18 protein-coding genes and 1 pseudogene are annotated in these 24,474 nt (G+C 72.5%); 14 read left to right on the top strand and 5 right to left on the bottom strand.

Annotation, left to right across the window (positions count from 1 at the left end; translation table 11 throughout):
* Nucleotides 1-318 precede the first annotated feature (318 nt).
* The 11 genes from ACZ34W_RS12590 to ACZ34W_RS12540 all read left to right on the top strand — a co-directional run bounded on the left by ACZ34W_RS12590 (nucleotide 319) and on the right by ACZ34W_RS12540 (nucleotide 13,972).
* Nucleotides 319-1,905 (top strand): peptidoglycan-binding domain-containing protein, encoded by a 1,587-nt coding sequence (locus ACZ34W_RS12590; protein ID WP_465603561.1) that lies wholly within the window; start codon nucleotides 319-321, stop codon nucleotides 1,903-1,905.
* Nucleotides 1,902-2,597, top strand: a complete 696-nt coding sequence (locus ACZ34W_RS12585; protein WP_465603559.1) for an ABC transporter ATP-binding protein — start codon at nucleotides 1,902-1,904, stop codon at nucleotides 2,595-2,597. The genes ACZ34W_RS12590 and ACZ34W_RS12585 overlap by 4 nt, the downstream gene beginning before the upstream one ends.
* Nucleotides 2,594-3,829: an ABC transporter permease gene (locus ACZ34W_RS12580; protein ID WP_329488345.1), complete on the top strand. Its 1,236-nt coding sequence runs from the start codon at nucleotides 2,594-2,596 to the stop codon at nucleotides 3,827-3,829. Before ACZ34W_RS12585 ends, ACZ34W_RS12580 begins: the two co-directional genes overlap by 4 nt.
* Before the next feature lie 99 nt (nucleotides 3,830-3,928).
* Nucleotides 3,929-4,681 carry a hypothetical protein gene (locus ACZ34W_RS12575; RefSeq protein WP_465603556.1) on the top strand — a complete coding sequence of 251 codons (753 nt, stop codon included), beginning with the start codon at nucleotides 3,929-3,931 and terminating at the stop codon, nucleotides 4,679-4,681.
* 123 nt (nucleotides 4,682-4,804) lie between these two features.
* Nucleotides 4,805-6,367: a bifunctional lysylphosphatidylglycerol synthetase/lysine--tRNA ligase LysX gene (gene lysX, locus ACZ34W_RS12570; RefSeq protein ID WP_465603554.1), complete on the top strand. Its 1,563-nt coding sequence runs from the start codon at nucleotides 4,805-4,807 to the stop codon at nucleotides 6,365-6,367.
* A gap of 4 nt (nucleotides 6,368-6,371) precedes the next feature.
* Nucleotides 6,372-6,494 (top strand): hypothetical protein, encoded by a 123-nt coding sequence (locus ACZ34W_RS12565; protein WP_329488349.1) that lies wholly within the window; start codon nucleotides 6,372-6,374, stop codon nucleotides 6,492-6,494.
* A gap of 116 nt (nucleotides 6,495-6,610) precedes the next feature.
* Nucleotides 6,611-7,048 (top strand): BlaI/MecI/CopY family transcriptional regulator, encoded by a 438-nt coding sequence (locus tag ACZ34W_RS12560; protein ID WP_329488350.1) that lies wholly within the window; start codon nucleotides 6,611-6,613, stop codon nucleotides 7,046-7,048.
* Nucleotides 7,049-7,057: 9 nt separating this feature from the next.
* Entirely contained in the window at nucleotides 7,058-7,594 is a 537-nt protein-coding gene (locus ACZ34W_RS12555) for an amino-acid N-acetyltransferase (RefSeq protein ID WP_329488351.1), read from the top strand.
* Nucleotides 7,595-7,686: 92 nt separating this feature from the next.
* Nucleotides 7,687-8,037 carry a histone-like nucleoid-structuring protein Lsr2 gene (locus ACZ34W_RS12550; RefSeq protein ID WP_329488352.1) on the top strand — a complete coding sequence of 117 codons (351 nt, stop codon included), beginning with the start codon at nucleotides 7,687-7,689 and terminating at the stop codon, nucleotides 8,035-8,037.
* Nucleotides 8,038-8,746: 709 nt separating this feature from the next.
* Entirely contained in the window at nucleotides 8,747-11,266 is a 2,520-nt protein-coding gene (locus ACZ34W_RS12545) for an ATP-dependent Clp protease ATP-binding subunit (RefSeq protein ID WP_329488353.1), read from the top strand.
* Nucleotides 11,267-11,617: 351 nt separating this feature from the next.
* Complete coding sequence (locus ACZ34W_RS12540) at nucleotides 11,618-13,972, top strand: immune inhibitor A domain-containing protein (RefSeq protein WP_329488354.1); 2,355 nt, start codon at nucleotides 11,618-11,620, stop codon at nucleotides 13,970-13,972.
* Between the two features lie 162 nt (nucleotides 13,973-14,134).
* Here the strand turns inward: ACZ34W_RS12540 and ACZ34W_RS12535 are convergent.
* Nucleotides 14,135-15,299: pseudogene (locus tag ACZ34W_RS12535) on the bottom strand (threonine aldolase family protein).
* 357 nt (nucleotides 15,300-15,656) lie between these two features.
* On the opposite strand from ACZ34W_RS12535, the gene ACZ34W_RS12530 reads away from it, so the two are divergent.
* On the top strand, nucleotides 15,657-16,613 hold the full coding sequence (locus tag ACZ34W_RS12530) for a M23 family metallopeptidase (RefSeq protein WP_465603550.1): 957 nt from the start codon (nucleotides 15,657-15,659) through the stop codon (nucleotides 16,611-16,613).
* A gap of 81 nt (nucleotides 16,614-16,694) precedes the next feature.
* On the opposite strand, the gene ACZ34W_RS12525 is transcribed toward ACZ34W_RS12530, so the two are convergent.
* Nucleotides 16,695-17,321, bottom strand: a complete 627-nt coding sequence (locus ACZ34W_RS12525; protein WP_352286128.1) for a TetR/AcrR family transcriptional regulator — start codon at nucleotides 17,319-17,321, stop codon at nucleotides 16,695-16,697.
* 237 nt (nucleotides 17,322-17,558) lie between these two features.
* Here ACZ34W_RS12525 and ACZ34W_RS12520 point away from each other — a divergent pair, with 237 nt between their 5' ends.
* Nucleotides 17,559-19,166: an MDR family MFS transporter gene (locus ACZ34W_RS12520; RefSeq protein ID WP_329488358.1), complete on the top strand. Its 1,608-nt coding sequence runs from the start codon at nucleotides 17,559-17,561 to the stop codon at nucleotides 19,164-19,166.
* A 124-nt stretch (nucleotides 19,167-19,290) separates the two neighbouring features.
* On the opposite strand, the gene ACZ34W_RS12515 is transcribed toward ACZ34W_RS12520, so the two are convergent.
* Nucleotides 19,291-20,238: an HhH-GPD family protein gene (locus ACZ34W_RS12515; RefSeq protein ID WP_329488359.1), complete on the bottom strand. Its 948-nt coding sequence runs from the start codon at nucleotides 20,236-20,238 to the stop codon at nucleotides 19,291-19,293.
* Between the two features lie 237 nt (nucleotides 20,239-20,475).
* Between ACZ34W_RS12515 and ACZ34W_RS12510 the strand changes: the two genes are divergently transcribed.
* Nucleotides 20,476-21,390: a hypothetical protein gene (locus ACZ34W_RS12510; RefSeq protein WP_465603547.1), complete on the top strand. Its 915-nt coding sequence runs from the start codon at nucleotides 20,476-20,478 to the stop codon at nucleotides 21,388-21,390.
* Between the two features lie 187 nt (nucleotides 21,391-21,577).
* Here ACZ34W_RS12510 and disA read toward each other — a convergent pair whose 3' ends face one another.
* Both disA and radA read right to left on the bottom strand, forming a co-directional pair.
* On the bottom strand, nucleotides 21,578-22,684 hold the full coding sequence (gene disA / locus ACZ34W_RS12505) for a DNA integrity scanning diadenylate cyclase DisA (protein WP_329488361.1): 1,107 nt from the start codon (nucleotides 22,682-22,684) through the stop codon (nucleotides 21,578-21,580).
* Between the two features lie 140 nt (nucleotides 22,685-22,824).
* Nucleotides 22,825-24,336 carry a DNA repair protein RadA gene (gene radA, locus ACZ34W_RS12500; RefSeq protein WP_352286122.1) on the bottom strand — a complete coding sequence of 504 codons (1,512 nt, stop codon included), beginning with the start codon at nucleotides 24,334-24,336 and terminating at the stop codon, nucleotides 22,825-22,827.
* Nucleotides 24,337-24,474 lie beyond the last annotated feature (138 nt).

Raw genomic sequence — 24,474 nt, 5'->3', positions numbered from 1 at the left:
GGAGTTCGCCGCACCCACCCGGCGCCGCACGGCCCGAACGGGACATTCCCCCGCAGTTCCCCGCAGCCGCCCCGCCGTTGCGGGCGAACCCGGCCGGCGGGCCCCCGCGCTGTGTTAGTTTCACGCCCCGGGACGGGGCAGCACGCCCGTCCCGCGGCCGGGGGGACCGGCGGGCACCGGGGGTGCGGGCGCGCGTCCGGCCCGCCCGACGAGCCCGCCCGCCCAGGCCGAGGCACTGCCGCCCCGTCACGTACGGGGCGGGCGAACCGTACGGGGCCGCTCGGTCGGGCGGCCCGGAAGCCGGATCGAGGGTGGGGCGTGTCGATCGTCGAAGGGTCCGGGGCCGCTCAGGACGACGGCCCGGCCACCGGCCCCGGGGCGCCGCCACCGGGCCCCGGCGGGTCGGTGCCGCGCCGCCGCGGGCGGCTGCTGCTGGCCGTCACGCTGGTCGCCGCGGCCGTCTCGGGGGCCGGGCTGGCCGCCTCACTGGTGATCAGGTCGCCCGCGCAGGCCGCCGCCGAGAGCGAGCCCCCGCCGCCCGACGTCCTGACGGCCGCCGTGGAGCAGCGCGTGCTGACCGACTCGGTGGTGCTCCGCGGCCAGGTCGGCGCCGGCCAGACGGTCGAGGTGGCCCCGGCCGGGAGCGGCGGTCCGGCCGGCGCCAAGCCGGTGGTCACCAAGCTCCCGGTGCGGACCGGCGACCAGGTCGCGGCCGGGCAACCGGTGCTGGAGGTCTCGGGGCGGCCGGTGTTCGCCCTCCGCGGCGGCCTCCCGGTGTACCGGGACCTCCGGCCGGGCGCCACCGGGCAGGACGTCGAGCAGCTCCAACAGGCTCTGAAGGAGCTCGGGTTCGGCTCGGACGGCGACCCCGCGGGGCGCTACGGCGCGGCCACCGGGGCGGCGGTGACGGCCTTCTACGCCGCCCGCGGCTACGACCCGCGGCCGGCCTCGCCGGACGGCGACACCCAGGTGTCGGCCGCCCAGGACGCGGTGACGGGCGGCGAGCGGGCCCTGGCGGACGGCAGGGACGCGTTGAAGGCCGCGCAGAAGCGGCTCGACGACGCGCTGGCCGCCGCGCGGGCCCGGTCCGCCGCGCCGACGCCCGGCGCCCCGGCCGGCGAACCGGTCGGCGCCCCGGTAGGCGCCCCGGTGGGCGAGAGCCCGGTGGACGCGGCCCGCACCGCCGTCGAGACCGCCCGCAAACAGGTGACCCGGGCCGGCGAGGACCTCACCGGGCTCCGGAAGAAGGCCGCCGACGTCCGGGCCACCGTCGGCCCGATGGTCCCCGCCGCCGAACTGCTCTTCCTCACCGGCTTCCCGGCCCGGGTGGACGGCGTCGCCGGCCGGGTCGGCGGCGAGGTCACCGGCACCGTGCTGACCGTCTCGGCCGGGGCGCTGGTCGTGAAGGGCAGCCTGACCGCCCCCGACAAGGGTCTGGTCCGCCCGGGCCAGCAGGTGGAGATCCTCTCCGAGGTGACCGGCACCACCGCGACCGCGACGGTGACCGCGGTGGCCGACACCCCCGGCGAGGGACCCCCGTCCGGCAGCGGCACCGGCACCGCGCCCGGCGGCGGCGCCCGGCAGCCCGGCACGGACCGGACCGGCTACCCGCTGGTGGTCGAACCTGACGCCCCGCTCGACCCGAGGCTGGCCGGCCAGGACGTCCGCCTCACCGTCCGGGCCGCCTCCTCGGCCGGTCCGGTGCTGGTCGTCCCGCTCTCCGCCGTCTCCGCGACGGCGGACGGCCGGACGGTGGTGACGGTGTACGAGGGCGGAGGGCGCCGACGGGTCGAGGTGACCCCGGGCATGGTCGGCGGCGGCAGCACCGAGGTCCGCCCGCTGGCCGGGGGCGCGCTCGGGCCTGGCGACCGGGTGATCGTCGGGGTCCGGGCGGGCACCCGGTGAGCACCCCGCTGGTCGAGTTCCGCCGGGTCGGCCTGACCTACCCCGGACCGCCGCCGGTCACCGCCCTGGCCCCCTGCGACCTGGCCGTCGACCCGGGCGACTACGTCACGGTGACCGGCCCGTCCGGCTCCGGCAAGTCCACCTTCCTCAACATCGCCGGCCTGCTGGACGCCCCCACCACCGGCCGGTACCTGCTGGACGGCGTCGACACCGGCCCGCTCGCCGACGGCGACCGCACCGCCCTGCGCGGGCGCCGGATCGGCTTCGTCTTCCAGTCCTTCCACCTGCTCCCGCACCGCAGCGCGGCGGAGAACGTCGCGCTCGCCCTGCTGTACACCGCCGCCCGGGGCCGCCGGGCGGCGGCCGAGCGGCGCGAGCGGGCCCGCGACGCGCTGGTCCGGGTGGGCCTCGGCCACCGGGCGGACGCCGTGCCGTCCCGGCTCTCCGGCGGCGAGCGCCAGCGGGTCGCGATCGCCCGCGCGCTGGTCGGCCGGCCGGCGCTGCTGCTCTGCGACGAGCCGACCGGCAACCTGGACACCGCCACCGCCCGGTCCGTCCTGGCCCTGCTGGACGACCTGCACGCGCAGGGCCTGACCCTCCTGCTGATCACCCACGACCCGCAGGTGGCCGCCCGCGGCCGGCGGACGGTGGCGATCCGCGACGGGGTGCTGCGGGAGGTGGGCGCCGGATGAGGCGGCGCGGCCGCCCCCGCCCCGTCGAGCCCACCCGGCTGCTTCCGCGGGACCTGCTCGCCGAGGCCCTCGCCGGCGTGCTCCAGCGGCCCGCCCGCTCGGCGCTGACCGCGCTCGGCACCGTCCTCGGGGTCGGCGCCTTCGTCGCCGTGCTCGGGCTGACGGCCACCGCCTCGGCCCGGATCGACTCCCGTTTCAGCGTGCTCACCGCGACCGAGGTGAGCGTCGAGGACACCGGCGGCCCTCGACCGGACCTCACCCCGCTCTCGTTCCCCGCCGACGCCGACGCCCGGATCCAGCGGCTGAACGGGGTCGAGGCGGCCGGCGTCTACTGGCCGGTCCAGCTGCCCGCCGGGTCGGTCCGGGCCGCGCCGGTGGGCCGGCCCTCCGGCGGCGAGCAGGCGACCGTGGTCGCGGCCTCGGCCGGCGTCCTCACGGCGGCCGAGCCGCACCTGGCCCAGGGCCGGACCTTCGACGCCTGGCACGACACCACCGGGCGGCAGGTGGCGGTGCTCGGCTCCGCCCTGGCCGCCCGGCTCGGGATCGGCACGCTCGACACCCAGCCCGCGGTGTTCCTGGCCGGCCGGCCGTTCACCGTCATCGGCATCGTCGACGACGTCCGGCGCCGGCCCGAGCTGCTGCTCTCGGTGGTCGTGCCGCGCGGGGCCGCCGCCCGGCTCTGGGGCGGCCCCACCGGGGACCGCGCGAAGATGCTCGTCGCCACCAGGATCGGCGCCGCCCGGCAGATCGCCGACGAGGCCGCGCTGGCGCTGGACCCGGCCCACCCGGAGAACTTCGCCGTGACGCCGCCCCCGGACCCGCGCACCCTGCGCTCGGGCGTCACCTCCGACCTCGACCGGCTCTTCCTGCTGCTCGCCGGGATCTGCCTGGTGATCGGGGCCGTCGGGATCGCCAACACCACCCTGGTCGCGGTGCTGGAGCGGACCGGTGAGATCGGGCTGCGCCGCGCGCTGGGCGCCCGCGGCCGGCACATCACCGGCCAGTTCCTCTGCGAGTCCGGCTCGCTGGGGCTGCTGGGCGGCCTGGTCGGCAGCTCGCTGGGGGTGCTGACGGTGCTCGGTGTGGCGCTGGCCCGGGACTGGACCCCGGTGGTGTCCCCGGCGACGGTGGCCGCCGCCCCGGTCGCCGGGCTGGCCACCGGGCTGCTGGCCGGTGCCTACCCGGCCTGGCGCGCGGCCCGGATCCAGCCCGCCGAGGCCCTGCGGCGCTGAACGGGCGGTCGTTCGTCCACCGGACATTCACCGGGCCAAACGTGGGGGATCGGCGCGACGTTACCGACAAATCGGATATTCCTCACGTAGTGTCAGCCCATGCCTACGCCACACGGATCGCGCGGCGGCATGGCCTTCAGCGCCGACGAAGTCCGCGTGCTGCGCCGCGCCCTCGCCCAAGCCCTGCACCCCGCCGTCCCCGTCCACTTCCAGGTCTCCGACCGGCTGCCGTTCGCCGGCGCGGGCGCCGAGCTGTGGGCGGAGGACGTCCAGGACGCCCTGCGCCTGACCGAGGCGATCGACGAAGCCGTCCAGGAGGGCGGCCGGCTGCGCGCCTTCCTGCTCGCCGACCTCGGCCGCTACCGGGCGGCGCTGCCCGGCAGCGCCGCCGGCTACCTGGAACGCCTGGAGGAGGCGGTGGCCGACGGCTACCTCCCCGCGCCCGAGGACCTCACCGCGCTGCGCGGGCTGACCCGTCAGCCGTGCGGCCAGACCGAGCGGACCCGCCGCTCGCGGCTGGCCGGGCGCTGCCACGCACTGGCCGAGGCGGCCGTCCGCGAGCGGCTCGCCCTCACCACCGGCCAGCGCCACCTCGTCGCCGTACCGAGCCCCGCCGCCGTCGCCGTACCGAGCCCCGCCGCACCCCCGAGCAGTCTCCCCACCCCTGTTGGAGGACGGATCCCGATGAGCAGCACCGAGCCCGGCGCAGAGCAGCCCGACGCCCCCCAGCCCCGTCCGCACCGGATGCCGACCCCCGCCGAGCTCTTCGGCCGTCGCCCCCGGCCGCCGGCCCGGCCCGCCCCGCCCGCCACTCCCGACGAGGAGCTGGAGCTGGCCACCGGCACCGGCTGACCGCCCCGCCCCTGGAGGGGAAGACCGCACCGGCGGTCTCCCCCTCCGGCGTGCGGTCGACGCCGCGAGCGGCACGGCCAACCCGTGGCGGAGCGGCGGTCCGGGGCTGGCTACCCTGGGGGGGTGAGCGATCAGAGCCCCATCCCCGCGACCGACGACCTCCCCGAGCAGATGCGCGTCCGGCGCGAGAAGCTGGACCGGCTCCGGGCGGCCGGCGTCGACCCGTACCCGGTCGGCTTCCCCCGGACCAGCACCATCGCCGACCTCCGGGCCAAGCACCCGGACCTGGCGCCGGACACGGCGACCGGCGAGCGGGTCGGCATCGCCGGCCGGGTGATCCTCTCCCGCACCGGCGGCAAGCTCTGCTTCGCCACCCTGCGCGACGGCAGCGGCGACCTCCAGGTGATGTTCTCCCTGGACAAGCTCGGCGAGGAGCGGCTGGCGGCCTGGAAGTCCGACATCGACCTCGGCGACCAGGTCGGCGTCGAGGGCGAGGTGATCACCTCCCGCCGCGGCGAGCTGTCGGTCATGGTGGACGCCTGGGCGCTCACCGCCAAGTGCCTGCGCCCGCTGCCGGACAAGCACAAGGGCCTGACCGACCCGGAGGCCCGGGTCCGCCAGCGGTACGTCGACCTGATCGTCAACCCCGAGGCCCGCGAGATCCTGCACCTGCGCAGCAAGGTGGTCCGCTCGATCCGCCGCACCTACGAGGAGCGCGGCTACATCGAGGTCGAGACCCCGATGCTGCAGCCGGTGCACGGCGGCGCCAACGCGCGTCCGTTCAAGACCCACATCAACGCGTACGACATCGACCTGTTCATGCGCATCGCCCCCGAGCTGTACCTCAAGCGGCTGGTGGTCGGCGGCGCGGAGAAGGTCTTCGAGATCAACCGCAACTTCCGCAACGAGGGCGCGGACTCCACCCACAACCCGGAGTTCACCTCGCTGGAGTCCTACGAGGCCTACGGCGACTACGACACCCAGGCCGAGCTGATCCGGGCGACGATCATCAACGCCGCCCGGGACGCGCTGGGCACCACGGTGATCCGCGGCCTCGACCCGCACGGCGTGGAGCACGAGATCGACCTGGCCGAGCCGTGGGCGGAGGTCAGCGTGTACCCCGGCATCTCGGCGCACCTGGGCACCGAGGTGACCCCGGAGACCGGCGTCCAGGAGCTGCGCGAGCTGGCCGCCGCGCACGGCATCCCGTTCGAGAAGGACTGGGGCCACGGCCAGATCGTGCTGGAGATGGTCGAGCGCCTGCTGGAGGAGAACGCCGTCGCGCCGACCTTCATCAAGGACTACCCGACCGAGGTCTCGCCGCTGACCCGCCAGCACCGCTCGGTCGCGGGCGTGGCCGAGAAGTGGGACCTGGTGATCTTCGGCACCGAGATCGGCACCGCCTACTCCGAGCTGGTCGACCCGGTCGAGCAGCGCGCCCGGCTGACCGCGCAGTCCCTGCTGGCCGCCGGCGGCGACGTCGAGGCGATGCAGGTCGACGAGGACTTCCTGCGGGCCCTGGAGTACGCGATGCCGCCCACCGGCGGCCTCGGCCTCGGGGTGGACCGCCTGATCATGCTGCTCACCGGCAAGAACATCCGGGAGACCGTGCTCTTCCCGCTCGTGAAGCCGGAGCCCAAGGCGTCCGCCGCCACCGCGGCGGCGGACAGGACCGAGGAGGAGTGACCTGATGGACTACGTCAGCGCGATCGTCCCGCCGCTGGTCATGGCGATCGGCTTCGGCTTCCTGGTGCGGGCCATCATCCGCAGCCAGGGCGGGGCCCAGAAGGCCAAGGAGGACGCGGTCGACTGACCCCGTCCCCGCCCGCGAGCACCGGCGCGCCGCCATTCCCGATTCCGGGGTGGCGGCGCGCCGGTTTGCCGCACTTCACAAGATTTGCCCCATTCACTCCCTATCCTGGCCGCACTATGGTCCGGCAACTCGGCGAACTTGAGAACGCCATCATGACCCGGGTGTGGCGGTGGAACCGACCGGTCACGGTTCGCGAGGTTCTGCTGGATCTGCGGTCGGAACGGGAAATCGCGTACACCACCGTGATGACCGTCCTGGACAAGCTCCACAGAAAGGGCTGGCTGCGCCGGGACCGCGCCGGGCGGGCCTATCGATATGAACCGGTCTCGTCCCGCGAGGCGTACACGGCGGCTCTGATGAACGACGCCTGGGCCACCAGCGACAATCCCGCGGCCGCCCTGGTGCACTTCTTCGGCCTCATGTCGCCCGAGCAACGGGAGGCGCTGCGCGACGCGTTGCGGGTGGCCGCTCTGTTCCCGACCGATCCGGCCGGGCCGGATTCCGCGGAGTCCGGACCGGATACCGGGGGGACCGGACCGGCGCCGGCACGATAACGTCCCGCCATGGAGGTCACCATCCGCCGGGCGCGGACCACGGACGTGCGGGCAGTGCGCGGGCTCATCGACGCCTACTCCCGTGACGGCATTCTGCTCGACAAGCCCACCGTCACCCTGTTCGAATCCGTGCAGGAGTTCTGGGTCGCCGAACGCGACGACACCGGGGCGGTCGTGGCCTGCGGCGCGCTGCACGTCATGTGGGAGGACCTCGCCGAGGTGCGCACCCTCGCGGTCGATCCGTCCTGCCGCGGCCACGGGGTCGGCCACCTGCTGCTGGAGAAGCTGCTGCAGACCGCGCGGTGGCTCGGCGTCCGTCGGATTTTCTGCTTGACGTTCGAGGTGCCCTTCTTCGCGAAACACGGTTTCGTCGAGATCGGCGAGGTCCAGGAAACCGATGATGGTACGACAGACCCGGCGGCGATCGCTACGGATGTCTATGAAGAACTTCTCCGCTCGTACGATGAAGGTGTCGCCGAGTTCCTCGACCTGGAGCGGGTGAAGCCCAACACACTGGGCAACTCGCGCATGCTGCTGCACCTGTGAGCGGCTCCCGACCCGGGCAGGGGTTTGTGTTTTCCGGAGAAAGGCGCTTTCCTTTCCTTAGGCAATGGGTCGTTTAGCGGAAAGGGAAGCCCGTGGCACAGAGGGTGCAGGTCATTCTTGAAGACGATCTCGACGGCGGTTCGGCGGACGAGACGGTGACGTTCGCGCTCGACGGCGTTGCCTACGAGATCGATCTGAAGAGCGCCAACGCGGACAAGCTGCGCGGTCTGCTGGCGCCGTACGTGGAGAAGGGCCGCAAGCAGAGCGGCCGGCTCGCCGGCGCCCGGCGCCCGGGCCGCGGCGCGGCTCCGCGCCCGTCCGGCAGCGCGCCGGACACCGCGAAGGTCCGCGCGTGGGCCAAGGAGCAGGGCCTGGAGGTCAACGACCGCGGCCGGGTGCCGAGCACCGTCCGCGAGGCCTACGACAAGGCCAACGCGGCCTGATCCCGGCAGCGCCGGACCGCCGGAGCGGATGCGGGGCCCCGGTGGTCGCCGGAGGCGCACCTGGCACATGCGCGGGGCGCGGAGGAACCTTCTCCGCGCCCTGCGGCGCGTGCCCGCCCGGTCCGCCCGGCCGTTCCGGGCCGTCCGCCCGGCTCCGCGGGCACGCCGGCGGACCGGGGCACGGGCGCCCCTTCGGGCACCCGCCCGGGCAGCACCGGATCGGGCGGCGGAACAATCACGAGCTGTGCAACGCTGTAGGGGCGAAGCGGTAACGCCGACACCACCGGGATGGCCTACCGACCCCGAGGGCCGGAGCTGACCCACCGTCACCGCCGGCCGACTTCTCGCCAGGCGAACACCGCCACCGCGGAAACTGCGCGAGAACCATCCCGATACCGGGTATGAATGCAGGTGGACGGCGCCCCGCGCACCGTCCGGGGCAGTACGTGCGACCCGCCGGAGACCCTCCGGATCCGCCGGGGCCGGTGTTGTTCGCCGATGGCGTAGCGGTATCTGGTGCATCCGGCCCACCTGTGGGAACACCGTCTCCCAGCATCAGGTTGGGATTGGTGTCGGCTGGTCGCGCAGCATCTCGCTCCCGTACCGGGGAGTGAATCCGTGGGCCGCGCCGCTGAGCGGGACTAGCATGCGGAAGGACAGGGCGGGGACCGACCCCGAACTGCCCGACCGCTCTGAGGAGCGATAAACGATGTTCGAGAGGTTCACCGACCGCGCGCGGCGGGTTGTCGTCCTGGCTCAGGAAGAAGCCCGGATGCTCAACCACAACTACATCGGCACCGAGCACATCCTCCTGGGTCTGATCCACGAGGGTGAGGGTGTCGCCGCTAAGGCCCTGGAGAGCCTCGGGATTTCTCTTGAGGCCGTTCGCCAGCAGGTCGAGGAGATCATCGGCCAGGGCCAGCAGGCCCCGTCCGGTCACATTCCCTTCACCCCCCGGGCGAAGAAGGTCCTGGAGCTGTCGCTCCGGGAGGCCCTGCAGCTCGGCCACAACTACATCGGCACCGAGCACATCCTGCTCGGCCTGATCCGCGAGGGCGAGGGCGTCGCCGCCCAGGTCCTGGTGAAGCTCGGCGCCGACCTCAACCGGGTGCGCCAGCAGGTCATCCAGCTGCTCTCCGGGTACCAGACCGGCGGCGGCAAGGAGTCGGCCACGGCCGGCGGGCCCGCCGAGGGCACCCCGTCGACCTCGCTGGTCCTCGACCAGTTCGGCCGCAACCTGACCCAGGCCGCCCGCGAGGCCAAGCTCGACCCGGTGATCGGGCGCGAGAAGGAGATCGAGCGGGTCATGCAGGTGCTGTCCCGCCGCACCAAGAACAACCCCGTGCTGATCGGTGAGCCCGGCGTCGGCAAGACGGCCGTGGTCGAGGGCCTGGCCCAGGCGATCGTCAAGGGCGAGGTCCCGGAGACGCTCAAGGACAAGCAGCTCTACACGCTGGACCTGGGCGCCCTGGTGGCCGGCTCGCGCTACCGCGGTGACTTCGAGGAGCGCCTGAAGAAGGTCCTCAAGGAGATCCGCACCCGCGGCGACATCATCCTGTTCATCGACGAGCTGCACACCCTGGTCGGCGCGGGCGCCGCCGAGGGCGCCATCGACGCCGCCAGCATCCTCAAGCCGATGCTGGCCCGTGGCGAGCTGCAGACCATCGGTGCCACCACGCTCGACGAGTACCGCAAGCACCTGGAGAAGGACGCCGCGCTGGAGCGCCGCTTCCAGCCGATCCAGGTCGCCGAGCCGTCGCTGCCGCACACCATCGAGATCCTCAAGGGCCTGCGCGACCGCTACGAGGCCCACCACCGGGTCTCCATCACGGACGCCGCCCTGGTCGCCGCCGCCACCCTGGCCGACCGCTACATCTCGGACCGCTTCCTGCCGGACAAGGCGATCGACCTGATCGACGAGGCCGGCTCCCGGATGCGCATCCGCCGGATGACCGCGCCGCCGGACCTGCGCGAGTTCGACGAGAAGATCGCCGACGTGCGCCGCGAGAAGGAGAGCGCGATCGACGCGCAGGACTTCGAGAAGGCCGCGTCCCTGCGCGACGACGAGAAGCAGCTCCTGCAGGCCAAGGCCAAGCGCGAGAAGGAGTGGAAGGCCGGCGACATGGACGTCGTCGCGGAGGTGGACGAGGAGCTCATCGCCGAGGTCCTGGCCACCGCCACCGGCATCCCGGTCTTCAAGCTGACCGAGGAGGAGTCCTCCCGGCTGCTGCGCATGGAGGACGAGCTGCACAAGCGCGTCATCGGCCAGAAGGACGCCATCAAGGCGCTCTCCCAGGCCATCCGGCGCACCCGTGCGGGCCTCAAGGACCCGAAGCGCCCCGGCGGCTCGTTCATCTTCGCCGGCCCGTCCGGTGTCGGTAAGACCGAGCTGTCCAAGACGCTCGCCGAGTTCCTCTTCGGCGACGAGGACGCGCTGATCTCGCTCGACATGTCCGAGTTCTCGGAGAAGCACACCGTCTCCCGGCTCTTCGGTTCGCCCCCCGGCTACGTGGGCTACGAGGAGGGCGGCCAGCTGACCGAGAAGGTCCGCCGCAAGCCGTTCTCCGTCGTCCTCTTCGACGAGGTCGAGAAGGCCCACCCGGACATCTTCAACTCGCTGCTGCAGATCCTGGAGGACGGTCGCCTGACCGACTCCCAGGGCCGCGTGGTCGACTTCAAGAACACCGTCATCATCATGACGACCAACCTCGGCACCCGGGACATCTCCAAGGGGTTCAACCTGGGCTTCGCGGCCACGGGCGACTCCACCACCGGGTACGAGCGGATGAAGGCGAAGGTCGGCGAGGAGCTCAAGCAGCACTTCCGCCCCGAGTTCCTGAACCGCGTCGACGACATCGTGGTCTTCCACCAGCTGTCCGAGGAAGACATCATCCAGATCGTCGACCTGATGATCGACAAGGTGGACGGCCGGCTGCGGGACCGCGACATGGGCCTGGAGCTCAGCATCGAGGCCAAGAAGCTGCTCGCCAAGCGCGGCTACGACCCGCTGCTCGGTGCCCGTCCGCTGCGCCGCACCATCCAGCGCGAGATCGAGGACCACCTCTCCGAGAAGATCCTCTTCGGCGAGCTGCGAGCCGGTCACATCGTGGTCGTCGGTGTCGAGGGCGAGGGCAAGGAAGCGAAGTTCACCTTCCGCGGCGAGGAGAAGTCCGCGGTCGCGGACACTCCGGCGGCCGTTGCCTCGTCCGGTCCGGACCTGACGAAGTAGTAACAGTTAACAGATAACAGCACACCGTCTGAGCCCCCGGCGTTCGCGCCGGGGGCTCAGTCCGTTTACGTGCCGTTACGAAAACTGTGATCCACCCCACGGGCTCGCAGGTGGGAGGCCTGGTCGGGCGGTGGTGCGAGTGCGACCCAGTAAGCAGGCATCTTTAATGCCAATGTTGTTGACGGATCGTCAGCTGATAGCGAGTCGCGGAGCATAGCGGTGTGGCCATGTAACGGTCAAGGTCTATCTTTTCCGTCCACGCTTGGATCAAATGTCGTCCACCTGTCTTTCATTGGTTTACCGGAAGGCCAAGAGCCGGACCGGTTTGGGGAGGACGTCACAACGTTGAAGATGACCAGGAAAGCCGCCGCGGCCGCCACGGCCGGGGCGGTCATAGCCGCTCTGGGCGCGGGTCTGTTCCCGAGCACGGCCCTCGCGGCCGGCTCGGCGCCCACGCCGAAGGACCCCGCTGACGCCGTTCAGTCGGTCAAGACGGACCACAACCTGCCGGGCCCGCTGACCGAGAAGGTCGAGGCCGAGCAGAAGGCCGCCACCGAGCAGCTGCTCGCCGGCACCGCGAAGGTCGAGGAGCACGGCGGTAGCTCCAGCATCAAGCTGGGCAAGGACAAGTACGTCGAGCTCGCCCGCGAGCGCACGGACAAGATCTTCACCATCCTGGTCGACTTCAGCGACCAGGTGGACAACACCACGAAGACCCCGGACGGCAAGATCAAGTTCGGTGGGGACCCCGGTCCGCAGCACAACCAGATCGAGAAGCCCGACGCGGCGACCAACAACTCGACGCTCTGGCAGGCTGACTACAACCAGCAGCACTACCAGGACATGTACTTCAGCAAGACCCAGGACTCGCTGAAGACCTTCTACGAGAAGCAGTCCTCGGGCCGCTACTCCGTCGACGGCCAGGTCACCGACTGGGTGAAGGTCCCGTGGAACGAGGCCCGTTACGGCTCGGACTACTGCGGCCAGCACGTCTGCAACAACGCGCAGGACCTGATCCGCGACGGCATCAACGCCTGGGTCGCCGACCAGAAGGCCAAGGGCCAGACGGACGCTCAGATCAAGGCCACCATCGCGCAGTACGACCAGTGGGACCGGTACGACTTCGACCACGACGGCAACTTCAACGAGCCCGACGGTTACATCGACCACTTCCAGATCGTGCACGCCGGTGAGGACCAGTCGGCGGGCGGCGGCAAGCAGGGCGACAACGCGCTGTGGGCCCACCGCTCGTACGTCTACGGCACCCAGGCCGGCTCCACCGGCCCCGCCAACAACCTGCTCGGCGGCACCCCGGTCGGCTCCACCGGCATCTGGATCGGTGACTACACCATGCAGCCGGAGAACGGCGGCCTCGGTGTCTTCGCCCACGAGTACGGCCACGACCTCGGCCTGCCGGACCTGTACGACACCTCGGGCAGCGGGATCGACAACTCGGTCGGCTTCTGGTCGCTGATGTCCTCCGGCTCCTGGCTCGGCGAGGGCAAGAACTCGATCGGCGACATGCCGAACGACCTCGACGCCTGGAGCAAGCTCCAGCTCGGCTGGCTGAAGTACGACAAGGCCAAGGCCGGCACCGAGACGACCCACCACATCGGCCCGGTCGAGTACAACTCGAACCTGCCGCAGGCCCTGGTCGTCGACCTGCCGAAGAAGACCGTCACCACCGAGATCAACACCCCGTTCGCGGGTGCCAACGAGTGGTGGAGCGGCAGCGCCGACGACCTCAACGTGTCGCTGGCCCGTGACGTCGACCTGACCGGCAAGACCAGCGCCGCGCTGACGGCCAAGGCCTGGTACGACATCGAGCAGGACTTCGACTACGGCTACGCCGAGGTCTCCACCGACGGTGGCGCCAACTGGACCGCCCTGAACGGCACCTTCAACGGGGTCGCGATCCCGAAGAACGCCGCCGACAAGGCCGGCCTGACCGGCAACTCGGGCAACAAGTGGGGCGACCTGTCGTTCTCGCTCGACGCCTACGCGGGTAAGGCCGTCAAGGTCCGCTTCCACTACACCACCGACGGCGGTCTGCACCTCAAGGGCCTGGCCCTGGACGACATCGCCATCGCCGCCAACGGCGCCACCGTATTCACCGACGGTGCCGAGAACGGCGACAACGGCTGGACGGCCAACGGCTTCTCCCGCATCACCGGCAAGTTCTCGAACGACTACGCGCAGTACTACATCGCCGAGAACCGCCAGCACATCTCGTACGACCGGACCCTGAAGACCGGCCCGTACAACTTCGGCTTCTCCAACACCAAGCCGAACTGGGTGGAGCACTACCCCTACCAGGCCGGTCTGCTGATCTGGCTGTGGGACACCTCCCAGAGCGACAACAACGTCACCAACCACCCGGGTTCCGGCCTGATCCTCCCGGTCGACTCGCACCCGACCCCGATCAAGTGGACCGACGGCACCCTGATGCGCCCGCGCATCCAGGGCTACGACTCGACCTTCGGCTCGCGCAAGGTCGACAGCCTGACCCTGCACAAGAGCGGCGTCGAGACGGTCGTCCCGAAGGCCAAGGGCGTCGACGAGTTCAGCGACCTCAAGTCGTACTGGTCGAAGGACAACCCGTACAGCAGCGTCATCGTCCCGAAGACCGGCACCAGCATCGAGGTCGAGAACGAGTCCTCGAACTACCTCGAGACCTGGATCCGCGTCCGCCCGGTCGACAACTGATCGAAACGAGCAGTGACGATCAGCCTCTGACCAGGCACTGATTCACCAGTCCGGCCCGTCCCCGCAGCTGCGGGGACGGGCCGGACGCTTGTCCGCGAGAGGTCCGCTCGGCCGCCGGAGTCCGCCCGTCCGGCGGGGTCCGCGAGGCACTTCCGGTCGGACCTACCGGTCCGGCAGCAGGGCGAGGAAGGCGTCCACCGCCTCGGTGACGTCCTTCCCGGTCCACTCCAGCGCGTCCGCGGCCACCGTGACCTCCGTCATCGACAGCCCCGGCAGGCCCTGCTCGCGCCAGCCGCCGAACAGGGCCGTCCCCGACTCCTCCGCCAGCCGGAGTCCCGCGAGGTCCAGCTCCTGCGGGGGGGTAGGGGAGCCAGAGCTGGAACTGATGGGTGTGCGGCGGGGCCGGGTGGACCCGGGCGCCCGGAACGCCCGCGAACCCCTCGACGAGCGCCGCCGCGACCGTCCCGGCGTGCGCGACGTACTGCCCCAGGCGCGGCAGTTCGCGGTCCAGGCCGGCCAGCGCGGCGAGCGCCGCCGGCCACTGCTGGAACAGCTGGCCGCCGTAGCGGTGCCGCCAGGCCTTGGCGGTCCGCACGAAGCGGGCCCGGCCGGCCAGCGCGGCGCCGCTGATCCCGCCGAGCGTCTTGTAGAAGGAGACGTAGACCGAGTCGGCCTGGGCGGCGATCTCCGGCAGCGGGCGGTCGAAGTGCACCACCGACTCCCAGATCCGGGCCCCGTCCAGGTGCAGCGCGGCGCCGTGCTCCTCCCGGACCACCGCGGCCACGGCCAGCAGGTCCGCCCAGGACGGCAGGACGAACCCGGCCTCGCGCAGCGGCAGCTCCAGGATCATCGCCGCGTACGGCTCGTCGAAGGCCCGCAGCTCGGCCACGGTGGGGAGCCGCGGCGCGACCGTGGGCCAGACGCTGCGCAGACCGCTGAGCCGCCCCAGCGCGTGCCGCTCGTGCAGTTCGGTGTGCCCGAGCGGGTGGGTGGCCACGGTCGGCAGCGCGGCGGCCTCGGCGTGGATCCGCAGCGCGACCTGCTGGGCCATCGTGCCGGTGGGGAAGAACGCGGCGTCCTCGGTGCCGAGCAGCTCGGCGACCCGGTTCTCCAGGGCCCGCACCACGCCGTCGCCGTACATGTCCGGCCGCCGGTCCAGGTCGTAGGCGCCCTCGCCCTCCTCGGCCAGGGCGGCGAGCCGCTCGCGCAGGCTTCGCGGCCGGGTGCCGGAGAGCAGCCGCTCGCAGCCGCGCAGCGCGGTGTACCGGCGCTCCTGGACGCCGGGCCCGCGGTCGGCTTCGGTCTCTTCGCTCCTGTTGGGATACATGCGTCGATGGTCCCGCAGGGACGGCGCGGGGTCAGCGGTGCGGACACGACGGGCGCCGCGGGCCCGGCCGGAGCCCGGCGCCGGGTGGCACTGGTCACAAGCACCCCCCGTGGTACGAGCGGCGGTAGTAGCGCGACGCGGCGGGGCCCCCGGAGACGCGGGCCGTGACCCTACTGTCGGATCACATGATCGTTACTCCGTCGGCTTGAATCTCCGGCCGGACGGTGACTACACGCCGTAGTACGTCACACCGTTTGGGAGTCCGCTCGGTGACGGTTACACCTGAGTGGTCCCTGCTCAGCACGCCCGAACGGGCTCGTTGCGCTGCCCCCGTACGTCCGTGAGGTCGAGCTACCGATGTCTTCCGTCCCGCCCATGGGGCCGGCCCTGCGCCGCCTCGCCGCCGACGCGGCGAACCGGGCGGCCGCCTGGCAGCCCCGGCTCGGCCAGGCCGTCCGCACCCACGCCGCCCCGCTGCGCACGCTCACCGCGCCCCGCCACGTGCTCCCCGGGGGCCCGCTGCGGGCCGACCGGCACCGCACAGTCACCGCGATCGGCGCGAGCGCGGTGATACTGTCCGGCGCCCTGCTGGTCGCCGCCCCCGGCAGCGCCTCGGCGCAGACGGTCATACCCACCACCCCCGGCAGCTCCGCCTTCACCTCCTCGCCCGCCGCGGTGCCCGCCCCCACGCCGGTGCAGGTCGCCGGCCCGAGCGCCTACAAGCTGCCGCACGAGCACGGCTCGGCGCAGGAGTACGTGGCGGTCGCCGCCAACCTGCTGCCCCCGGAGCCGCCCGCCCCGGCCGCGCCGTCCGCCGACCAGGCTCCGGCCGCCGAGCCCGCCCCGGCTCCCGCTCCGGCTCCGGCTCCGGCTCCGGCCCCCGCACCCGCTCCGGCCCCCGCGCCCGAGTGGTCCGCGCCGGTGCCGGGCGCGCCGACCAGCAACCCGTACGGCGTGGCCAACCCCGAGTACGCGGCCGGCTACCACACCGGCGTGGACTTCGCGGTGTCCCCGGGCACCGCGCTGCTGGCGGTCGGCAACGCCACCGTCGTGTCGGCCGGCTGGGACGGCGCCTACGGCAAGGAGGTCGTGCTGCGGCTGGCCGACGGGCGGTACGCGCAGTACGCGCACATGTCGTCGATCTCGGTGTCGGCGGGCGACCGGGTGTCGGCCGCCGAGCAGATCGGCCGCTCCGGGAACACCGGCAACTCGACCGGGCCCCACCTGCACTTCGAGATCCGCTCCAGCAACCACTACGGCGCGGTGGTCAACCCGATCGCCTACCTCTCCGGGCACGGGGTCACCGGCTTCTGAGGCCGCGGCACACGACGAGGGGCGGACCGGTCCACGCGACCGGTCCGCCCCTCGGGCGTTCGTGGGCGGGCGCCGGGCCGCTCAGACCCGGACCGGGGGGCTGATCAGGGCGCCGATCTCCAGCGCGACCCGCTGCGCGGCCGCCATCGCCTCCTCCACGGTGGCCACCGGTACGGCGTGCTCCGGAACGTGCCCGGGCTCCTGGCACTCGGCGGCGTCCTGCTTGATCAGGAACAGGGCCGAGTTGATGGTGAACAGCGACATCGCGGCGCGCAGCCGGTCCTCGAAGGTGGCCTCCGGGCCGTGCACCAGCCGGACCATCGCGATCATGCGGTCCTTGAACTCCACCCCGGCGGGCGAGTCGCGCAGCGCGGGCTGGTTCTCGTGGAAGAAGCGCAGCAGCGGGGCCCGCTCCGACATGCCCGCCGCGAACCGGCGGATCAGCTCGTCGCGCAGCGCGGGCGTCCACTCCTGCTCGCGGCCCCAGGCGATGGTGTCGTCGATCGGCGCGGCCATGCTCTGCACGATGCCGTGGACGATGTCGTCCTTGGTCTTGAAGTGGTAGTAGAGCGCGGCCTTGGTGACGCCCAGGCGGTCGGCGATCTCGCGGAGCGAGGTCTGCTCGTACCCCTGTTCGGAGAAGAGCTCCAGTGCGACCGCGACGATACGGGCCCGGGTGTCGCTGCGGGGGCTGTGCGTCGTACCCATGGCCTGCCTCGTTGACTGCGTCGGTGACTGCTGTGGCTGCGTCCGGCCGGCGCCGGTCGACACCTGCCCGTCCGAACTCATTCTCCCCGTTCCGGTGGTCGACCTGGAAACTGGCTTGACGACCGGCTAGTGCACAACTTACCGTGCCGACGGTCCACAAACTAGCCGGGCGACAAGTAAGTAAGCCTTCCGCAGGCCAGATCGGTCGTCCGCCTCCAGTCCGGGAGACACCACCCCATGTCACAACCCAAGGCCGCCACCCCGGCACCGGAAACGACGACGCCCGAGGAGCAGCAGTCGCGCTCCCCCCGGGAGATCCGCCTGGTCATGATCGGCCTGGTGGTCACCATGCTGCTGGCCATGCTCGACAACCTGATCGTCGGCACCGCGATGCCGACGATCGTCGGCGACCTCGGCGGCGCCGAGCACCTGTCCTGGGTGGTGACCGCCTACACCCTGGCCACCGCCGCCTCCACCCCGATCTGGGGCAAGCTCGGCGACCTCTACGGCCGCAAGGGCATCTTCCTCACCTCGATCGTGATCTTCCTCGTGGGTTCGGCGCTGTCCGGCCTCTCGCAGAACATGAACGAGCTGATCGGCTTCCGCGCCCTCCAGGGCCTGGGCGCCGGCGGTCTGATGGTCGGCGTGATGTCGATCATGGGTGCGCTGGTCCCGCCGCGTGACCGCGGCAAGTACCAGGGCATGTTCGCCGCGGTGATGGCGCTCGCCACCATCGGCGGCCCCCTGGTCGGCGGCTTCATCACCGACCACCTGAGCTGGCACTGGACCTTCTACATCAACCTGCCGCTCGGCGTGATCGCGCTCGCCGTCGTCGTGGTCACCCTGAAGCTGCCGAAGGTCCGCAGCAAGGCCCGCATCGACTACGTGGGCGCGCTCCTGCTCACCACCGGCATCACCGCGCTCACCCTGATCACCACCTGGGGCGGCCAGGAGTACGCCTGGGGCTCCAAGCAGATCCTGGGCCTGGGCGCGCTCGCCGCCGCCACGCTGATCGCCTTCTGCTACGTCGAGCAGCGGGTCGAGGAGCCGATGCTCCCGCTCGACCTGTTCAAGAACCTGAACTTCACCCTGGTCTCGCTGATCGGCTTCATCGTCGGCTTCGTGATGTTCGGCTCGACCGTCTTCCTGCCGCTCTACCAGCAGACCGTTCAGGGCGCCTCGGCGACCAACTCCGGCCTGCTGCTGATGCCGATGATGTTCGGCATGCTGGTCGTCTCGCTGGTGGTCGGCCAGGCGGTCACCAAGACCGGCAAGTACCGGATCTACCCGATCATCGGCACCATCGTGATGACCGGCGGCATGCTGCTGCTGTCCATGCTCTCCACCGACACCAGCAGCTTCGCCTCGGCCTGCTACATGGTGGTGCTCGGCGCCGGCATGGGCTTCCTGATGCAGATCACCATGCTGGTCGCACAGAACAGCGTGGAGCTCAAGGACATGGGCGTGGCCAGCTCCACCGCCACGCTGTTCCGCACCATCGGCGGTTCCTTCGGTGTGGCGCTGTTCGGGGCCCTGTTCAACAACCGGGTGACCGAGACCATGAAGGAGCGGCTCGGCGACGCGGCCGCCAACGGCGGTGGCAAGGGCGACCCGAGCTCCCTGAGCCCGGCCGCGCTGCGGGCGCTGCCCGCCCCGGTCCAGGACGCGTACCACCACGCCGTGGCCAACGGCATGCACACCGTCTTCCTCTGGGGCGCCGCGGCCGCGGTGATCTCGATCGCCGCGGCGGTGTTCCTGCGCGAGGTGCCGCTGCGCGGCGCCGGCTCGCCGGCGAAGGACGACGCCAAGGGCACCGAGCCCAACATCGAGGCCGTCGCGATCTGACGCCCGGAGAGCCCCCCTCCCGCCCTGGGAGGGGGGCTTTCGCGTCTCCGGGCGCGGGTGGTTCCGGTCCGCCGTCCCGCAGGCCGCCAAGGGCCGCCACGGGCCGCCACGGGCCGCCCCCGTGCTACTGCGGCAGGCGGTAGACCCCCTGCTCGACCGGCTCGACCAGGCCGTCGGCGACCAGTCCGTCCAGCGCCCGGGCCCGCTGCACCGCGTCCGGCCAGACCGCGTCCAGCCGTGCCTGCCCGACCGTGCCGTGCGCGTCCCGCAGCACCGCGAGGAGCTTCCCGCGCACCTGCCGGTCCGTTCCCTCGTAGGTCTGGCCGCGCCGGGCCGGGCCCTCGTACGGCGGGCGGCCGGCCCGCTGCCACGCACAGTGGCTGAACAGCGGACAGCCGCCGCACTCCGGTGCGCGCGCCGTGCAGACCAGGGCCCCCAGCTCCATCACGCCGACCGCCCAGGTCGCCGCCGTGTCGGCGTCGTCGGGCAGCAGCGCCGTCGCCGTCCGCCGCTCGGCCGCCGTGGTGGCCTGGGCCGGGTACTCCACCCCGGTCACCGCGCGGGCGAACACCCGCCGGACGTTGGTGTCGAGCACCACGTGCCGCTGGCGGAAGGCGAACGAGGCCACCGCCGCGGCCGTGTACTCCCCGACGCCGGGCAGCGAGAGCAGCGTCGCGTGGTCGTCCGGGACGACGCCGCCGTGCTTCTCGGTGATCGCCACCGCCGCCCCGTGCAGGCGCAGCGCCCGCCGCGGGTAGCCCAGCCGGCCCCACATCCGGACCGCCTCGCCCGGCGCGTCGGCCGCCAGGTCGGCCGGTGTCGGCCAGCGCTCCAGCCATGCCGCGTAGGCCGGCAGCACCCGCTTCACCGGGGTCTGCTGGAGCATGAACTCGCTGACCATCACCGCCCAGGGCGAGGCCTCCGGGGTCCGCCAGGGGAGGTCGCGCTGGTGGGCGTCGTACCAGCCGAGGACGGTCGAGTGCAGCACCGGCAACGGCAGCGGCAGCGCCGGTACGGCGGCCGCCGCGGACGAGGGGGCGGGGACGGCGGGGGTGACGGTGATGGCAGCCATGGCCCTTCGATCCTCCCATGTCCGCGCCGCCGCTCGAAGCGGGTGCGGGCCCGGGCGCGGAGCGGCCTCGGAGCTGCCTCTGATCAGGCTCGGAGCGGACGGGCAGGTTCCGGATTGCCTCGGAAGGCCCCCACCCGGACTCCCCCGAACGGCTCATATGGCGGATCATGTGAAGGAAGGGACGAGTGTGCGGTGTTGATGAGTCACAGGGCACACACTGTCTCGTAGAGTTTGGGCGTGCCTTCTCTGCGTCAACCCGTGGGACCGTTGCCGGCCTCGATCTACTGGCGACGGCGTCTCGTCGTCGCCGTCGCCGCCGCCGCGGTCGTCGCCCTGCTCGTCTGGCTGATGTCCGATCAGGGCGGTGGTGGTGGCGGACCGGCGGGCAAGGGCGCGCAGGCCGCTCCCTCCCAGACCCCGGTCCAGACGATCACCCCGGGCGCGTCGTCGACCGGACCCGCGAACAACTCGCGCCCCGGCAGCGGCGGGACGGGCGGCACCAACCCGGGCGGCGGCGCGGTCTCCGGATCCGGTGGCGGCGACGCCAGCCTCAGCACCGGCGGCACGGGCGGCTCCGGTGGCGCGGCCAACCCGGCCACCGGCGGCGGCTCGGCCACCGGCGGATCGGCCGGCGGCGGGTCCGCCGCGGGCGGTACCGGCGGCGGCGCGGCCGGCGGCTCCGGCGGCAGCGGCGGCAGCGGCGGCGGCACTCCCCCGGTGAACACCTCCGAGGTGATGGCGCTGCCCGTCTGCGCCTCCTCCCAGGTGACGCTGGAGCTGGCCAGTGCCCAGAACTCCTACCAGCCCAAGGACAAGCCGAAGCTGACGCTGACCGTCCACAACTCCTCCGGCGCCAACTGCCGGGTGGACCTCGGGCGGACGGCCTCCGCCATCACGGTGACGGCCAGCAACGGCGACCGCGTCTGGTCCTCCGGCGACTGCCCGGCCGACCGCGGCGGCAACTGGGTGCAGATCCCGGCCAACAGCGGCCTGACCGAGACCTTCACCTGGGACCGCGGTCGCAGCAAGCCGCAGTGCGCCACCGCCGATCCCGCGGCCGCGCCCGCCGGCACCTACCTGGTGGTCGCCGACCTCACCGGCCTCTCCGGCGGCCAGGTGTCGGCGCGCTCCTCGATCCGCCTGGAGAGCTGAGCGCCCCGAACACCCCGCTCTCCCGACGCCCTCCCGCCAAGCCCCGGCACACGCCGCGCCGGGGCTTCGGCGCGTTTCCGGCCGCCTCCGGACGGGGTTCGCCGGGGCGGCGCGACGGGCGGCGCCGCGACACGGAGCGGCCCCCGGGAAAGGTTCCCCGAGGGCCGCCCGCACGTACTGGTCGTCGTCAGACGTAGCGCTCCAGGATGGACGATTCAGCAAGTCGGGACAGTCCCTCGCGCACCGAGCGTGCCCTGGTCTCGCCGACGCCCTCGACCGTCTGCAGATCGTCGATGCTGGCCGCGAGCAGCTTCTGCAGTCCGCCGAAATGCTCGACCAGCCGCTCTATCACGGTGTTGGGCAGGCGCGGGATCTTGGCCAGCAGGCGGTAGCCGCGCGGCGAGACCGCGGAGTCCAGCGACTCCGGCGAGCCCGAGTAGCCGAGCGCCTTGGCCACCGTCTGCAGATCGAGCAGCTCGGCGTGGGTCAGCGCCTCCAGATCGGCCAGCACCTCGGCGACCGTCCGGCCCTTCTTCGCGGCCCGCTCCGGGAAGTAGTCCCGGGCGACCAGCTCGCGCTCCGGCTCCACGCCCGCGATCAGCTCGTCCAGTTGGAGGGAGAGCAGCCGGCCGTCGATACCGAGCTCCAGCACGTAGCCGGCGATCTCGGTGGCGATCAGCCGGACCATCTCCAGCCGCTGGGCGACGGCGGTGACGTCCCGGACCGTCACCAGGTCCTCGATCTCCAGGGCGGAGAGCGTGCCGGCCACCTCGTCCAGCCGGAGCTTGTACCGCTCCAGCGTGGCCAGCGCCTGGTTCGCCCGGGAGAGGACGGTGGTGGAGTCCTCCAGCACCCGGCGGGTGCCGTTGACGTACATCGCGATCAGCCGCATCGAGTGCGACACCGCGACCACGGGAAACCCGGTCTGCCGGTTGACCCGCTCCGCGGTGCGGTGGCGGGTGCCCGTCTCGTCGGTGGGGATGGTGGAGTCCGGCATCAGGTGTACGCCGGCCCGAACGATCTTGGTGATGTCCTTGTCCAGCACCACGGCGCCGTCGAGCTTGCACAGCTCGCGGAGCCGGGTCGCGGTGAACTCGACGTCCAGGACGAACCCGCCGGTACAGATCGACTCGACGGTCTTGTCGAAGCCGAGCACGATCAGACCGCCGGTGTTGGCCCGCAGCACGCGTTCCAGGCCGTCACGCAGCCCCGTGCCGGGGGCGATGGCGGTGAGGGAGGCCCGCAGCAGGGCCTCCTCGCGGGAGGACTTGTCCACCCGGTCGCTGCCTGCCACGTGACTCCTCCGGTCGACCCCGTGCCGCGCGCCTCGCGCCGTGCGCCGGCCTACGGTCTGTCGCTCTGTCGCTTATTACTGCCTTATTGCCAATTAGACAGGGGAAAGTCTAACTGCGTGCGGCATTAACAGGGCTTGGGTCAGCGCAGTTCGTCCGAGTCGACCGGCTCCCACCCCTCCATGAGCTCCTCCGGGTAGGCCGCGACGGGCGCCGCGGCGGCGGCCCGGCGCGGGGTCGGCGGCGCCGACGGCGCCTCACCGCGCGGCTTGGCGGCGGCCCGGCGGCGGCCCGGGATGGCCCGCAGCGCCTCCCCGATGTCCGCGACCTCGACGACCGTCATCCCCGCCGGCACCTTGCCCGGGTCCGGCGGGACCAGCGCGTGCGTGAAGCCGAGCCGGTGCGCCTCGGCCAGCCGCCGCTGCACGCCCGTCACCCGCCGTACCTCGCCCGCCAGACCGACCTCGCCGATCGCCACCAGGTTGCTCGGGAGCGGGGTGTCCGAGGAGGAGCTGGCCACGGCGAGCGCGATCGCGAGGTCCGCCGAGGGCTCGCTCAGCTTCACCCCGCCGACCGTCGCGGTGTAGATGTCCTGCTTGCCGAGCTTGACCCCGCCGTGCCGCTCGACCACGGCCAGGATCATCGCGATCCGGGGCGACTCCAGGCCGGAGGTCGTCCGGCGCGGGGACGGGATCTGCGAATCCACCATCAGCGCCTGCACCTCCGCCACCAGCGGACGCCGGCCCTCCAGCGTGACGGTCAGGCAGGTCCCGGGGACGGGCTTGTCACGCCTGGTCAGGAAGAGGCCGGAGGGATCGGCCAGGCCCACGATGCCCTCGTCGTGCAGCTCGAAGCAGCCGACCTCGTCGGTGGCGCCGTAGCGGTTCTTGATCCCGCGGATGATCCGCAGCCGGGCGTGGCGGTCCCCCTCGAAGCTCAGCACCACGTCCACCAGGTGCTCCAGCAGGCGGGGGCCGGCGATCTGGCCGTCCTTGGTGACGTGCCCGACCAGGAGGGTGGCCATGCCGCGGTCCTTGGACGCCCGGATCAGCGCACCGGCCACCTCGCGGACCTGGGCCGGCCCGCCGGGCGCGCCGTCCAGCTCGGCGGAGGCGATGGTCTGCACCGAGTCCAGGATCAGCAGGCCCGGGTTCACCGCGTCGATGTGCCCGAGGACGGCGCCGAGATCGGACTCGGCCGCGAGGTAGAGGTGCTCGGAGAGCGCGTTGATCCGGTCCGCCCGCAGCCGGACCTGACCGGCCGACTCCTCACCGGTGACGTAGAGCGTGCGGTGCTGGGCACTGGCCGCCTTGGCCGCGACGTCCAGCAGCAGGGTGGACTTGCCGACGCCGGGCTCGCCGGCCAGCAGCACCACGGCGCCGGGGACGAGGCCGCCGCCGAGCACCCGGTCCAGCTCGGGCACACCGGTGGAGCGGGCCGTCGCGACCTGGCCGTCGATCTGGGCGATCGGGCGGGCGGGCGCGCTCACCGGCCCGGCGGCCGTCGTCCTGATCGGCACCGCGCCGTACTCCTCGACCGTGCCCCAGGCGTTGCACTCCGGGCAGCGGCCGACCCATTTGGGCAGCTGGTTGCCGCACTCGGTGCAGCGGTACGCCGGGCGCGGCTTGGCGGTGGTCTTGGTGCGGGCAGCCATGCGGTCACCGTAGCGCCTGGGTACGACAACGCGGGTCCGGCGGCCGCGGCGCGGGGACGGGACGGTGCGGGCACCTCCGGTCCACGAATGGGCGATGTTGTTACCCGAAAGAAGTACAACAGCAGGGAAGAGCCCGGC

The organism is Kitasatospora sp. NPDC022856, assembly GCF_055561235.1.
Note: the sequence above shows the minus strand (reverse complement) of the source record. Positions and strands in the feature narration are given on the sequence as shown.

Excerpts from the sequence above, each read along its gene's own strand:
- ACZ34W_RS12575 (WP_465603556.1), top strand. The coding sequence starts at position 3,929 with ATGCCTACGCCACACGGATCGCGCGGCGGCATGGCCTTCAGCGCCGAC.
- ACZ34W_RS12580 (WP_329488345.1), top strand. The coding sequence starts at position 2,594 with ATGAGGCGGCGCGGCCGCCCCCGCCCCGTCGAGCCCACCCGGCTGCTT.
- ACZ34W_RS12530 (WP_465603550.1), top strand. The coding sequence starts at position 15,657 with ATGTCTTCCGTCCCGCCCATGGGGCCGGCCCTGCGCCGCCTCGCCGCC.
- ACZ34W_RS12525 (WP_352286128.1), bottom strand. The coding sequence starts at position 17,321 with ATGGGTACGACGCACAGCCCCCGCAGCGACACCCGGGCCCGTATCGTC.
- ACZ34W_RS12520 (WP_329488358.1), top strand. The coding sequence starts at position 17,559 with ATGTCACAACCCAAGGCCGCCACCCCGGCACCGGAAACGACGACGCCC.
- ACZ34W_RS12540 (WP_329488354.1), top strand. The coding sequence starts at position 11,618 with ATGACCAGGAAAGCCGCCGCGGCCGCCACGGCCGGGGCGGTCATAGCC.
- ACZ34W_RS12515 (WP_329488359.1), bottom strand. The coding sequence starts at position 20,238 with ATGGCTGCCATCACCGTCACCCCCGCCGTCCCCGCCCCCTCGTCCGCG.
- ACZ34W_RS12565 (WP_329488349.1), top strand. The coding sequence starts at position 6,372 with ATGGACTACGTCAGCGCGATCGTCCCGCCGCTGGTCATGGCGATCGGC.
- ACZ34W_RS12560 (WP_329488350.1), top strand. The coding sequence starts at position 6,611 with ATGGTCCGGCAACTCGGCGAACTTGAGAACGCCATCATGACCCGGGTG.
- ACZ34W_RS12545 (WP_329488353.1), top strand. The coding sequence starts at position 8,747 with ATGTTCGAGAGGTTCACCGACCGCGCGCGGCGGGTTGTCGTCCTGGCT.
- ACZ34W_RS12555 (WP_329488351.1), top strand. The coding sequence starts at position 7,058 with ATGGAGGTCACCATCCGCCGGGCGCGGACCACGGACGTGCGGGCAGTG.
- radA (WP_352286122.1), bottom strand. The coding sequence starts at position 24,336 with ATGGCTGCCCGCACCAAGACCACCGCCAAGCCGCGCCCGGCGTACCGC.